At 64.7% G+C, this 12,430-nt stretch carries 12 protein-coding genes and 2 riboswitches; of the genes, 11 read left to right on the plus strand and 1 reads right to left on the minus strand.

Going from position 1 to position 12,430, the window contains the following annotated elements:
* Window positions 1–150 precede the first annotated feature (150 nt).
* Together HGK27_RS05565 and folP are read left to right on the plus strand one after the other, a co-directional pair.
* Complete coding sequence (locus tag HGK27_RS05565) at window positions 151–1,338, plus strand: site-specific DNA-methyltransferase (RefSeq protein ID WP_206239412.1); 1,188 nt, start codon at window positions 151–153, stop codon at window positions 1,336–1,338.
* Window positions 1,335–2,453, plus strand: a complete 1,119-nt coding sequence (gene folP, locus HGK27_RS05570; RefSeq protein ID WP_206239414.1) for a dihydropteroate synthase — start codon at window positions 1,335–1,337, stop codon at window positions 2,451–2,453. Before HGK27_RS05565 ends, folP begins: the two co-directional genes overlap by 4 nt.
* A 271-nt stretch (window positions 2,454–2,724) precedes the next feature.
* On the opposite strand, the gene HGK27_RS05575 is transcribed toward folP, so the two are convergent.
* Window positions 2,725–4,146 carry a sigma-54-dependent transcriptional regulator gene (locus tag HGK27_RS05575; protein WP_206239416.1) on the minus strand — a complete coding sequence of 474 codons (1,422 nt, stop codon included), beginning with the start codon at window positions 4,144–4,146 and terminating at the stop codon, window positions 2,725–2,727.
* Between the two features lie 195 nt (window positions 4,147–4,341).
* Here HGK27_RS05575 and HGK27_RS05580 point away from each other — a divergent pair, with 195 nt between their 5' ends.
* The 9 genes from HGK27_RS05580 to gcvPA all read left to right on the plus strand — a co-directional run bounded on the left by HGK27_RS05580 (window position 4,342) and on the right by gcvPA (window position 12,430).
* Complete coding sequence (locus tag HGK27_RS05580) at window positions 4,342–4,497, plus strand: aa3-type cytochrome c oxidase subunit IV (protein WP_206239418.1); 156 nt, start codon at window positions 4,342–4,344, stop codon at window positions 4,495–4,497.
* Between the two features lie 14 nt (window positions 4,498–4,511).
* Entirely contained in the window at window positions 4,512–5,633 is a 1,122-nt protein-coding gene (locus tag HGK27_RS05585; protein WP_206242846.1) for an NAD(P) transhydrogenase subunit alpha, read from the plus strand.
* A gap of 17 nt (window positions 5,634–5,650) precedes the next feature.
* The gene (locus HGK27_RS05590) at window positions 5,651–5,947 is read left to right on the plus strand and encodes a proton-translocating transhydrogenase family protein (protein ID WP_206239420.1); all 297 of its coding nucleotides are present in this window, start codon (window positions 5,651–5,653) and stop codon (window positions 5,945–5,947) included.
* Window positions 5,947–7,542: an NAD(P)(+) transhydrogenase (Re/Si-specific) subunit beta gene (locus HGK27_RS05595; RefSeq protein ID WP_206239422.1), complete on the plus strand. Its 1,596-nt coding sequence runs from the start codon at window positions 5,947–5,949 to the stop codon at window positions 7,540–7,542. The genes HGK27_RS05590 and HGK27_RS05595 overlap by 1 nt, the downstream gene beginning before the upstream one ends.
* Before the next feature lie 18 nt (window positions 7,543–7,560).
* The gene (locus tag HGK27_RS05600) at window positions 7,561–7,893 is read left to right on the plus strand and encodes a hypothetical protein (protein ID WP_206239424.1); all 333 of its coding nucleotides are present in this window, start codon (window positions 7,561–7,563) and stop codon (window positions 7,891–7,893) included.
* A gap of 23 nt (window positions 7,894–7,916) precedes the next feature.
* On the plus strand, window positions 7,917–9,098 hold the full coding sequence (locus HGK27_RS05605; protein ID WP_206239426.1) for a deoxyguanosinetriphosphate triphosphohydrolase: 1,182 nt from the start codon (window positions 7,917–7,919) through the stop codon (window positions 9,096–9,098).
* Window positions 9,099–9,208: 110 nt separating this feature from the next.
* Window positions 9,209–9,319, plus strand: a riboswitch (glycine riboswitch).
* A riboswitch (glycine riboswitch) is annotated at window positions 9,320–9,445 on the plus strand.
* A 33-nt stretch (window positions 9,446–9,478) separates the two neighbouring features.
* A complete protein-coding gene (gene gcvT, locus HGK27_RS05610) occupies window positions 9,479–10,687 on the plus strand; it encodes a glycine cleavage system aminomethyltransferase GcvT (RefSeq protein WP_407674600.1) in 1,209 nt (402 codons plus the stop codon).
* Entirely contained in the window at window positions 10,684–11,055 is a 372-nt protein-coding gene (gcvH, locus tag HGK27_RS05615) for a glycine cleavage system protein GcvH (RefSeq protein WP_206239428.1), read from the plus strand. Before gcvT ends, gcvH begins: the two co-directional genes overlap by 4 nt.
* A gap of 7 nt (window positions 11,056–11,062) precedes the next feature.
* Window positions 11,063–12,430, plus strand: a complete 1,368-nt coding sequence (gcvPA, locus tag HGK27_RS05620; protein WP_206239430.1) for an aminomethyl-transferring glycine dehydrogenase subunit GcvPA — start codon at window positions 11,063–11,065, stop codon at window positions 12,428–12,430.

The raw sequence follows: 12,430 nt of genomic DNA on the forward strand, positions 1-12,430 counted from the left end.
ATCGCGGACTCAACTTGTTGATTCGGACTCTTTCCGTTCCGCCTGACTCGACTCTGCGACTCGTCGGATTCCCGCGAGTCGTGCTTGACGTGGGACTCTGGATGACTCAGTTAGGGACATCTTTTCCACGGATTTCAGGCAAAAACACACATGGTTCAGCTTCTGGTGAAAGAGCGCGTCGCGGAAGCTCCGCTCGTTCGCACCCGTCCCGCCCGCAAGGTCTCGACCCGTGCCCGCAAGCTGCCTGTGCCTCAGGTGCCGCGTGAGGCGCTGCCGCTCTCCACGATCATCCCGGGCGACTGCATCGAGGCGATGCGCAGCCTGCCCACCGCCAGCGTCGATATGGTCTTCGCCGATCCGCCGTACAATCTGCAGCTGGGCGGCGATCTCTCGCGCCCGGATGGCAGCCATGTCGATGCCGTGACCGACGAGTGGGACAAGTTCGACAGCTTTGCGACCTATGACAAATTCACCCGCGACTGGCTGACCGAGGCGCGTCGCGTTCTGAAGCCCACCGGCTCGCTGTGGGTGATCGGCAGCTATCACAACATCTTCCGCGTCGGCGCGATTTTGCAGGATCTGGGCTTCTGGATCTTGAACGACATCGTGTGGCGCAAGGCCAACCCCATGCCCAACTTCAAGGGCACGCGCTTCACCAACGCGCATGAGACGCTGATCTGGGCGAGCATGGGCGAAAAGAGCCGCTACACCTTCAACTACCGCACCATGAAGACACTGAACGACGAGCTTCAGATGCGCAGCGACTGGGTGCTGCCGATCTGCTCGGGCGGCGAGCGGTTGAAGAAGGGCGGATCGAAAGTCCACCCGACGCAGAAGCCGGAAAGCCTGCTCTATCGCGTGATGCTGGCCACCACCAACAAGGGTGATGTGGTGCTCGATCCCTTCTTCGGCACCGGCACCACCGGAGCGGTGGCCAAGCGCCTTGGCCGTGAATGGATCGGCTGCGAGCGCGAGGGCGATTACCGCGAGGCCGCGCTGGAGCGTATCGAGATGGCGCTGCCGCTCGATGAAGCCGCGCTGACCACCATGCAGAGCCCCAAGGCCGCGCCCAAGGTCGCCTTCGGCACGCTGATCGAAACCGGTTGGATCAAGCCGGGCACTCAGCTTTCGGCCAAGAAGGGCGCGATGGTCGCCACGGTGCGCGCCGATGGCTCGCTGGCCTCGGGCGATGTGACGGGCTCGATCCACGGCGTTGGCGCCAAGCTGCAGGGTGCGCCCAGCTGCAACGGCTGGACCTTCTGGAACATCGAACATGAAGGGCAGAGCAAGCCCCTCGACGCCATCCGCCAGCTTTACCTGCTCTCCACCGAGCCGTGAGCTTGCAGGTCTATATCCGCCCCGCCGCGCTGGCTGAAAGCCCGCAGGCGGAAGGCGGAGCGGTGCGGCTGGCGGGCGGTATGGCCTGGGCCAGCCGCTTTGCTGTGATCGTGAGAGATGGCGCACGGGTGATCGCGCGCGATGTGGTCAGCGATGTGGCCGGCGCGCTGGCAGGTCTGCCTGCCGAAGTGCGCGCGGATGGCGCGGCGCAATGGGATGCCCTGTGCAGCCCGCGCCAGCCGCTGACGCTGCCCCTGAAAGACGGCGGCCAGCGCGTGATCCGCATGGACAGCCCGCAGATCATGGGCATCCTCAACATGACGCCCGACAGCTTTTCCGATGCGGGCCAGTTCCTCGACAAGCCGGAAGTAGCGCAGGCCCATGCCGCCGCCATGCTGGAAGCGGGCGCCGCGATCATCGACGTGGGCGGCGAAAGCACGCGCCCCAACGCCCCCGCCGTGTGGGAGGGCGATGAACTGAAGCGCATCGTCCCCGCTGTCGAGCATCTGGCGGCGATGGGCGCGGCGATCAGCCTCGACACGCGCCGTCTGGTGGTGATGGAGGCCGGGCTGAAGGCCGGTGCGCAGATCGTGAACGACGTTTCCGCCCTGCGTCATGATCCGCGCGCTTTGCCTTTCGTGGCCCGCAGCGGCGCGCCCGTCTGCCTGATGCACGCCCCCGGCGATGATGCCGATCTGCACAGCAATGGTGCCTATGCCGATGTGGTTCTGGACGTCTTTGACTGGCTGCGCGAGCATCGCGACAGGGCCATGGCGGCGGGCATCCCGGCGGAGAAGATCCTGCTCGATCCGGGTATCGGTTTCGGCAAGACGCTGGCGGAAAACCTCGCGCTGATGAACGCTCTGCCGCTGTATCACGCGCTGGGCTGCCCGCTGTTGGTGGGCGCCAGCCGCAAGCGGATGATCGGGGCGCTGTCTGCGGAGGCTCCGGCGCATAAGCGCCTGGGCGGCAGCGTGGCTTTGGCTCTGAAGATGATGGAAGCAGGGGTGCAGATCATCCGCGTCCATGATGTGCCAGAAACTGTGCAGGCGATGCATGTGTGGCGCGGGATGCGGGATGCGGCTCTGACGGATTTTTCGCAGATCGTGGAGTGAAGAAGGTTTAGAAGCAGGGGGCGTTACGCCCCCTGCACCCCCGGATCGTCTTCCGACGAGAACCCAGTGGCTCCCGATCGGTGTGTCCGGCCTCTCCAACTGCACAATTCGGCGCCGCAGGCAGGCAATCTCGCGTTTCAATCTGCGTCGCGACTTGAAAGCCTGCGGCGCAGCGACGTTGCTCTTTGGTTGAACCCGTGGCGCGACGTAGACATTCATGGGAGCGCGAGGGGGTAACCCCCTCGCATTCATCCCCTTCAATCCCCTTGAATCAGGCGACGTTATCGATCCCCAGATCGCTCAGCTTGCGATAAAGCGTCGAACGCCCGATCCCCAGACGACGGGCAACTTCCGTCATCCGCCCACGGTAATGCCCGATGGCCAGACGGATCACGTCCGCCTCGATATCTTCCAGCGGGCGCAGATTGCCGTCTGCCGTGAACAGCATCACGCCCGCGCTCTCGTGGGCCATGCCGCTCGCGTGAACCGGCTCGGCGGTGATCATGCTGGAAAGCTGGGGGAAATCGTCGGCGGTCAGGGCATCGCCGTCGCAGAAGACGGCGGCGCGGAAGAGGACGGCCTGCAGCTGGCGCACATTGCCCGGCCAGTCATAGGCCGAAAGCAGCGACAATGCGCCTTCCGTGATGCCCAGGCTGCGCAGGCCGGGCTGCTCACCGATGCGGGCGAGGAAATGGCGGGCAAGAGCGGGGATATCGCCGGTGCGCTCACGCAGAGAGGGCAGATAGAGCGTGGTGCCGCCGATCAGGGCCTGCAGGTCGGGCAGGAAGTCGCCTTGCGCCACCAGTTCCTTCAGCGGGAAGTTGCTGGCGGCGATCAGGCGCACGTCGACACGGAAGGAGTGGCGCGCGCCGATGGGGCGGCAGTCGCTGCGGGTGAGGGCTTCGGCGAGGCGCTCTTGCACGCCTAGGGGCAGGCGGTCGATCTCGTCGATGACCAGCGTGGCGCCGTCGCATTGCTGCAGGGCGCCGACCTGCCGGTCGAAGGCGCCGGGGAAGGCGCCTTTCTCATGGCCGAAGAGGATCGATTCGATGGCATTGCCCGCCGTGGTCCCGGCGTTGACGATCCGCACCGGCAGCTTGGAGCGCATGGAGGCGGCGTGGATCGCGCGCACCAGCATTTCCTTGCCGGTGCCGCTTTCGCCCTCGATCAGCACAGGGCCGTGGTTGCGGGCGGCTTTCGCGGCAATCGCCAGAGCGGTGCGAAAGGCGGGGGCGGCGCCGATCATTGCATCGAAGGTGGCGGGGCCATGCATCTTTTCGGTGAGCGGCTGAAGCTCGTCACGCGGGGCCTCACGCGTGGTGGCGGTGCGCAGAGCCTGCATCATGCGGTCGGGCGCGACGGGCTTGATCAGATAGTCGGTGGCCCCGGCGCGCATGGCTTCAACGGCGAGCAGGGGCGAGGCGCTGGTGGTCAGCATCAGGATCGGCAAGGCGGGGCGGCGGTTGCGCAATTCGGCGATCAACCCGCAGGCTTCGTCGCCGGGCACCCATTGGTCGAGGATGATGGCGCCCAGCTGCATGCCTTGGCGGGTGCCGAGCATGGCGATGGCGGTTTCGGCGTCGTTTACCACCACGGTTCGCCATCCCTCACGCGCGGCCAGAGCGGTGATCAGGCGGCTTTGTGCCGGCTCATCGTCGATCAGCATCAACAGGCGGGGTTCGGTCTCAGACATGCTTGCGTGCAACCCGTGGCGCCGCCCAGGATGGGCAGCCATGGGCAGGGTTTACAGTCAAAGATGTAAAGAGCGGCTTAAGCGGCGGATGTTGCAGATAAGTTGCTGCCCCAAGATTAGTCCAAAGTTGAAGGTTGTGATGCGCGCGCGGGGTGATAGGATCGCGTGACAAAACAACGGACGGGACAGGACTTCATGACACAGGCCCATGATCCTTCAACGCATAGCCATGGCGGTCAGGACGTGACCGCTGCGCGCCAGACCTATGCCGGCTTCGTCAGGCTGGTCTCGGTTTCCACACCGATCATTCTGCTTCTGGCGGCTTTCGTCGTCTTTCTGCTGACGCGCTGATCGTGGCAGAGGGGCTGATCATCGCCGTTCCGCGTGAGAGCGCGGAGGGGGAAACGCGTGTGGCCGCCACGCCCGAGACGGTGAAGAAATTCATCGCTCTGGGCGCGCAGGTCGCGGTGGAGGCGGGCGCGGGGCTGAGTGCCTCGATTGCCGATGCCGATTATGAAGCTGTCGGGGCAAGGGTGGGCGATGCCGCCAGTGTGCTGGCGGGCGCGCAGATCGTGCTGGGGGTGCAGGGGGCTGATCCCGCGCATCTGACCGGCGTGGCGCCGGGGGCTTGGGTTGTGGCCGGGCTCGATCCTTTCGGGCAGCGTGGGCGCATCGATGCCTATGCCGCCGCCGGGCTTGAGGCTTTGGCGATGGAGTTCATGCCGCGTATTACGCGCGCGCAGTCGATGGATATTCTTTCCAGCCAGTCGAACCTTGCCGGGTACAAGGCGGTGGTCGATGCGGCGGGGGTCTATGGCCGGGCCTTCCCGATGATGATGACCGCGGCGGGCACGATCAGCGCGGCCAAGGCCTTTGTGATGGGCGTGGGCGTGGCGGGCTTGCAAGCCATCGCCACGGCGCGGCGTCTGGGGGCTCAGGTTTCGGCGACCGATGTGCGCTCGGCCACGAAAGAGCAGATCCAGTCGCTGGGCGCGAAACCCATCTTCGTGGAAAGCGTCGCGGGGATCGAGGGTGAGGGCAGCGGCGGCTATGCCACCGAAATGAGCGAGGAATACCAGAAGGCGCAGGCCGAACTGGTTTCCGGCCATATCGCCAAGCAGGATATCGTCATCACCACCGCGCTGATCCCCGGGCGAGCGGCGCCCCGACTGATTTCGGACGCGCAGATCGCCAGCATGAAGCCGGGCAGCGTGATCTTCGATCTCGCGGTGTCGCAGGGCGGCAATGTGGAAGGCTCCGTGGCGGACCAGATTGTCGAGCGGCATGGCGTGAAGATCATGGGCTGGTCGAACACGGCCTCGCGGCTGCCGGCGGATGCTTCGGCGCTGTTTTCGCGCAATCTCTACAACTTCCTCTCGGCCTTCTGGGACAAGGAGAAGGGCGCTCCGGTGCTGGATGAGGAAATCGGCGGGGCGATCCGCCTCACGCAAGGCGGAGCGGTGGTGCATCCCCGCCTGCTGGGCTGAACTGAGGGGAGGGGGCGATGGATTTTATCTCGATCCTGTCGATTTTCGTGATGGCCTGTTTTGTGGGCTATTACGTGGTGTGGTCGGTGACGCCTGCGTTGCATACGCCGCTGATGGCGGTGACCAATGCGATCTCCTCGGTGATCGTGGTGGGCGCGCTGATCGCGGCGGCGGCCAGCGGGATTGGCACTGGCGCTGGCGTGTCGAAATGGCTGGGGCTGGGGGCGGTGGTGCTGGCCAGCATCAACATCTTCGGCGGCTTTGCCGTGACCGCCCGCATGCTGGCGATGTATAAGAAGAAGGAGCGCAAGTGATGGTCTTGCAGCTTCTTTCCGAAGGCGTTGAAAGCCTGACGATTTCCACCGAGGCCATTGCGCCCAATCCATGGGTGGCCTTTGCCTATCTGGTGGCGGGCGTGCTGTTCATTCTGGCGCTGCGGGGTCTGTCCTCGCCCAGCACCAGCCGGGCGGGCAACCGTTACGGCATGATCGGCATGACGATTGCCGTGGTGACCACGCTGATCACGCATTTCCCTATAACTATGGCGGGATGCGATATTGCCGCATCAGGGCCAGACAGCTTTACCTTTTGCCAAGCGATGGCGAAGCCCGATTTGGGCGCCTTTGGCTTGATCCTCGCAGCCATCGCGCTTGGCGGCGGGATCGGCTGGGTGACAGCTCGCAAGATCGCCATGACGGACATGCCGCAACTGGTTGCTGCCTTCCACTCGCTGGTTGGTCTGGCGGCGGTGCTGGTGGGCTGGGCGGCTTATCTTAATCCGCAGGCCTTCGGCATTGTCGAGGTCGTGAACGATGTGAGCACCGCTCTGGCGCAGACCGGGCCGGAGGGCACGGCGCTGCCCATGCAGATCCACCCGCAAAGCCTGATCGAAATGTCGCTGGGCATCGCCATTGGCGCGATCACCTTCAGCGGCTCGGTCATCGCTTTCCTCAAGCTGGCGGGCAAGATGAGCGGCGCGCCGATCATGCTGCCCGCGCGCCATGCCATCAACATCGTGCTGCTGCTGGCCATCGCCTTCTTCATCTTCGGCTTCTTTATGTCGCAGTCGATGGTGGATATCGCGCTGATTACCGCACTCAGCTTCATCATCGGCTTCCTGCTGATCATCCCCATCGGCGGGGCGGATATGCCGGTGGTGGTCTCGATGCTGAACAGCTATTCCGGCTGGGCCGCTGCCGCCATGGGCTTCACCCTGCACAACACGGCGATGATCATCACCGGGGCGCTGGTCGGCTCCTCGGGCGCGATCCTCTCCTACATCATGTGCAAGGCGATGAACCGCAGCTTTGTCAGCGTGATCGCGGGCGGCTTCGGCGCAGCGGCGGAAACCGGAGGCGGCGCCGCCAAGGAACAGCGCCCATGGAAGCGCGGCAGCGCCGAGGATGCGGCCTTCCTGCTCAAGGAAGCCGAGAATGTCATCATCATCCCCGGCTATGGCATGGCGGTGGCGCAGGCCCAGCATGTGCTGCGCGAAATGGCCGACACGCTCAAGAAAGAGGGCGTGAACGTCAAATATGCCATCCATCCCGTGGCGGGCCGCATGCCCGGCCATATGAATGTGCTGCTGGCCGAGGCGAACGTGCCTTACGATGAGGTCTTCGAACTGGAGGACATCAATGGCGAGTTCGCTCAGGCCGATGTGGCCTTCATCATCGGGGCCAACGATGTGGTGAACCCCGCCGCCAAGACCGACAAGAGCAGCCCGATCTATGGCATGCCCGTCTTCGACGTGGACAAGGCCAAGACCGTGATGTTCATCAAGCGCTCGATGAGCGGGGTGGGCTATTCAGGTGTTGATAATGATGTGTTTTATATGGACCAGACCATGATGCTGCTGGCAGACGCCAAAAAGATGGTGGAGGAGATCGTTAAATCCCTCCAGCACTGAGTGTTTGAAGGGAATGACATGCGTGGGTTTGCAATCGCGGTGCTGGGTGCATCGCTGGTTCTGGGTGGATGCGTAGAGGGCATCGCCCGCAGCCGGGTGCAGGCGGCGCTCACCCACGCAGGTCTGTCCCAGTCGATGGCCGAATGCATGGCGCAGCGCATGGTCGACCACCTGACGATCTCGCAATTGCGCAAGCTTGAGGCGCTGCAGGGTCCCAAGCGTTCTGCGATGGACTATGTCGCCGCCGTGCAGCGCATCAACGATCCGCAGGTGATTCAGGTAACGGCCTCGGCGGCGGGGGCCTGTGTCGCTCAGGTCGGGCCCTCGGGCTTGGGAAGCTTGCTGCAATAAGGGCGGTAAGCTAGGCCAGCCTGATGGATAGTGCCGAAGCCCTGATCACCCGCTCCCCGCTGGCTTGCGATCCTCTGCGCTCACGCGGGCGCGAGTTTCCCATGGAAGGCGGCATCGCGCGCGGTCCGCGCAGCGAGTACCAGCGCGACCGCGACCGCATCATCCATTCGATCAGCTTCCGCCGCCTGCGCCACAAGACGCAGGTGTTCATCGCGCCCGATGGCGACCATTACCGCGTTCGCCTCACGCATTCGTTGGAGGTGGCGCAGATCGGCCGCGTCATCGCCCGCCAGCTGGGTCTGGACGAGGATCTGACCGAGGCCCTGTGCCTCGCCCATGACATCGGCCACCCGCCCTTCGGCCACAGCGGTGAGGATGCGCTGCAGGAGGCGCTGAAAGAGCAGGGCGGCTGGGATCACAACGCTCAGGCGCTGCGCACGCTGATGCGTCTGGAAAGCCCCTATTGCGGGCATGATGGGTTGAACCTGACATGGGAATTGCTGGAGGGTCTGGCCAAGCACAATGGCCCTGTGCGCAACCCCGGCTGGGCCTTGCAGGAGCTGGATGCCGCTTTCCCGCTCGATCTGGCCGAATATTCCTGCCTTGAAGCGCAGGTCGCCGCCATTGCCGACGACATCGCCTATGACAATCACGATATCGATGATGGCCTGCGCGCCGGTTTCCTCACGCTCGACCAGTTGATGGAGCAGCCCTTCGTCGCCGAGCAATGGTATAAGGTTGAACAGCGCTATGCTGGCGCCCCGCGCGACCGGCAACTGCGTGAGCTGGTGCGCAGCCAGATCGGCATCATGGTCAATGATGTGATCGCCGAAACGCAAGGCCGCATTGCCGGGATGACCAGCGCGGATGAAGTGCGGCAGGCAGGGCGCGCCTGTGTCGATTTCTCGCCCGCCATGGCGGAGGAAGAGCGGCGCCTGAAGCGCTTCATGTATCAGCGGCTCTATTACCACCCCGAGCAGCTGGAAACCGCGGGCAAGGCCAAGCTGGTGACGGCGGGCCTCTTCTCTGCCCTTCGTGCCGATCCCGCGCTGATGGGCGAGGACTGGCTGGCCCGCATGCCCGAAGCCGAACCGGGCCGCAGCCGCCACATCGCCGACTATATCGCCGGCATGACCGATCGCTTCGCCATCGCCCGCTATGCCGAAATCCACGGCAGCGCGCCCGAGGGCCTCAGCAACGTCTGATCCTGCGGAGTTTTGCCGCATGTCTAGAACGGATGCGACGTGTTTGGTGGACAAGTGGGTGAAATGCCCTTTGACTCAGGAAGCGCAACAGTGAATGGCGGCTTCAGTCACTAATCCATGCGGGAGAGTTTCTCGCGATTCGCTCGAAAGGGTGGGTTTGCGAGACGCCGAAGGAGCAACCGCCCCGGAATCTCTCAGGCACAAGGGACCGTGTGGATTGACAGTGACGCTCTGGAAAGTGCGCTTCAGCCCTAGGGCAGGAGAGCCGCCGAAGGGGTAAATCCGGCGTGCGTTGGTCGCAAACGCGCTGGGCTAAGCTCTCAGGTTTCCGTGACAGAGGGGGCACCAGATCTGGTGCAATCTGTAGGGAAGCCCGAGTTGTGAGCGATTCAAACCAACATGACGAATCCGTCGATGGCCATGTCGATGTGGACGGCGACGAGATCCCCGCGATCCTGACCCTGCCGCTGGACGCATGGCACCGTGAACGCGGCGCGCGCATGGTGGAATTCGCCGGTTACATGATGCCGGTGCAGTATGAAGGCATCATGGCCGAGCATCTCTGGACGCGTGAAAGCGCGGGCCTGTTCGATGTCAGCCATATGGGCCAGCTGGTGGTTTCGGTTGAGGGCGACGATCAGTCGGCGGTGGAAGCCGCTCTGGAAGCCCTGCTGCCCGCCGACCTCTCGATCCTGAAGATCGGCCGCATCCGCTATTCGCTGCTGCTGGACGAAAATGGCGGCATTCTGGATGACCTGATGGTCACCCGCTGGAAGAACGGCTTCTTCGTGGTGGTGAACGGCGCGACCAAGTGGGACGACATCGCCCATCTGCGCGAAAACCTGCCCGACGACATCACCCTCACGCATCGCGACGAACACGGCCTGCTGGCCCTGCAGGGCCCCAAGGCCGCTGCCGCTCTGGCCTCGCTGGGTCTCAAGCCCGCGCTGCCGCAGATCGTGCCGGTGGAGGAACTCTCCTTCATGCAGGCCGGTCCTTATGAGTGGAACGGCATCGAGCTGGGCGTCAGCCGCTCGGGCTACAGCGGCGAAGATGGCTATGAAATCAGCGTGCCCTATGAAGGTATCGTAGACTTCGCCACGGCTCTCGCCGCCCACGCGGATGTGAAGCCCATCGGCCTTGGCGCGCGTGACAGCCTGCGTCTGGAAGCCGGTCTGCCGCTTTACGGTCATGACCTGTCGCCCGAGACCGACCCCGTCAGCGCCAACCTCACCTTCGCGCTCTCCAAGCGCCGCCGTGAACAGGGCGGCTTTATGGGCAGCGACCATGTGTTGAAGACCCTCGCCGAAGGCCCCGCCACCCTGCGCATCGGTCTGAAGCTGGAAGGCCGCCAGGCCGCCCGCGAAGGCGCCGAAGTTTTCGCCGGTGACGTCAAGGTCGGCACGGTCTGCTCGGGCGGTTTCGCGCCCAGCCTCGGCCACCCCATCGCCATGGCCTATGTCGATGCCGCGCATACCGCCGAGGGCACCGCTCTTTCCATTGACGTGCGCGGCAAGAAGCTGCCCGCCACCGTCGTGCCCATGCCTTTCCAACCCACCCGTTATTACCGCAAGGGAGCCGCCAAATGACTCGCTATTTCACCAAGGAACACGAGTGGATTCAGGTCGATGGTGACACCGCCACCGTCGGCATCACCGACTTCGCTCAGGAATCGCTGGGTGACATCACCTTCGTGGAGCTGCCCGACGCGGGCCGCGCCGTCACGGCGGGCGAAGCTGTCGCCGTGGTGGAATCGGTGAAGGCCGCCAGCGACGTCTACGCGCCTGTCGCGGGCACGATCGTGGAAGGCAACCCTGCCCTCGATGCCGAGCCCGAGCTGGTCAACAGCGCTGCTGAAACCGACGGCTGGCTGTTCAAGCTGACCCTGACCGACGCGGCTGCGCTGAGCGACCTGCTCGATGAAGCCGCCTACAAGGCCTATATCGCGGAGCTTTGATCTCACGATGCGTTACCTTCCCCTGACCCCGGCGGATCGCACCGCCATGCTCGCGGCTGTCGGCGCCGGCACCATCGACGATCTCTTCGCCGATGTGCCCGCCGATGCGCTGCTCTCCGGCCCCGTTGAAGGCCTTGCCCCGCACGCCAGCGAAATGGCGGTGGAGCGCCATATGGCGCGTCTGGCGGGCAAGAACCTCTCGGCGGGCGCGGCGCCTTTCTTCCTGGGGGCAGGGGCTTACAAGCACCATATCCCGGCCAGCGTCGACCATCTGATCCAGCGCGGCGAGTTCCTGACCGCCTACACGCCCTATCAGCCGGAAATCGCGCAGGGCACGCTGCAGGTGCTCTTCGAGTTCCAGACGCAGGTCGCGCGCCTGTTCGGCACCGATGTGGCCAATGCCTCGATGTATGACGGCTCGACCGCATGCTGGGAGGCCATTGCCATGGCGGGCCGCGTCACGCGCCGCAAGAAGGCGGTGCTCTCGGGCGGTCTGCACCCGCATTACGTGGGCACGGCCGAAACCATGGCCAAGTTCACCGGCGATGTGATCGAGGCCCGCTCGCCCGTGCTGTCGGCCCAGCCCGACGATGCCGAGGTGATCGCCGCCATCGACGACCAGACCGGCGCTGTCGTGGTGCAGTACCCCGATATTCTGGGCCGTATCCCCGATCTGGCCGCGATTTCGGCTGCCGCCCACGCCAAGGGCGCGCTGCTGGTGGTCGTTGTCACCGAGCCGGTGGCGCTGGGCCTGATCGAGGCGCCGGGCCATCTGGGCGCGGACATCGTCGTGGGTGAGGGTCAGTCGCTCGGCGTCGGCCTCAACTTCGGCGGCCCTTATCTGGGCCTGTTCGGTGCTTCGGAGAAGTTCCTGCGCCAGATGCCGGGACGTCTTTGTGGCGAGACCGTCGATGCCGAGGGCAAGCGCGGCTTCGTGCTGACGCTCTCCACCCGCGAGCAGCATATCCGCCGCGAGAAGGCCACCAGCAACATCTGCACCAATGCCGGGCTTTGCGCGCTGGCCTTCAGCATTCACATGAGCTTGCTGGGCGGCGAGGGCCTGTCGCAGCTGGCGGCGGTCAACCATGACCGTGCGCGCCAGACGGCGGAACGCCTCGCCCAGATCCCGGGCGTGACGGTGCTGAACGACGCCTTTGTCAACGAGTTCACCGTGGTGCTGCCCGCCGATGCGCGCGAAGCCGTGCGTTCGCTGGCGGACAAGGGCGTGCTGGGCGGTGTCGCTCTTGGTCGCCTCTATCCGCAGGACAAGGCGCTGCATGCCGGTCTGCTGGTGACGGCGACCGAATGCACCACCGATGACGATATCGAAGCGCTGGCCACCACGCTGGCCGACGTTCTGAAGAAGGGGGCCTGA

The sequence above is a fragment of the Novosphingobium terrae genome (assembly GCF_017163935.1).
GTDB classification, from domain to species: Bacteria; Pseudomonadota; Alphaproteobacteria; order Sphingomonadales; family Sphingomonadaceae; genus Novosphingobium; species Novosphingobium terrae.

Excerpts from the sequence above, each read along its gene's own strand:
- HGK27_RS05565 (WP_206239412.1), top strand. The coding sequence starts at position 151 with ATGGTTCAGCTTCTGGTGAAAGAGCGCGTCGCGGAAGCTCCGCTCGTT.
- gcvH (WP_206239428.1), top strand. The coding sequence starts at position 10,684 with ATGACTCGCTATTTCACCAAGGAACACGAGTGGATTCAGGTCGATGGT.
- HGK27_RS05590 (WP_206239420.1), top strand. The coding sequence starts at position 5,651 with ATGGATTTTATCTCGATCCTGTCGATTTTCGTGATGGCCTGTTTTGTG.
- HGK27_RS05595 (WP_206239422.1), top strand. The coding sequence starts at position 5,947 with ATGGTCTTGCAGCTTCTTTCCGAAGGCGTTGAAAGCCTGACGATTTCC.
- gcvPA (WP_206239430.1), top strand. The coding sequence starts at position 11,063 with ATGCGTTACCTTCCCCTGACCCCGGCGGATCGCACCGCCATGCTCGCG.
- HGK27_RS05605 (WP_206239426.1), top strand. The coding sequence starts at position 7,917 with ATGGATAGTGCCGAAGCCCTGATCACCCGCTCCCCGCTGGCTTGCGAT.
- HGK27_RS05575 (WP_206239416.1), bottom strand. The coding sequence starts at position 4,146 with ATGTCTGAGACCGAACCCCGCCTGTTGATGCTGATCGACGATGAGCCG.
- HGK27_RS05600 (WP_206239424.1), top strand. The coding sequence starts at position 7,561 with ATGCGTGGGTTTGCAATCGCGGTGCTGGGTGCATCGCTGGTTCTGGGT.
- HGK27_RS05580 (WP_206239418.1), top strand. The coding sequence starts at position 4,342 with ATGACACAGGCCCATGATCCTTCAACGCATAGCCATGGCGGTCAGGAC.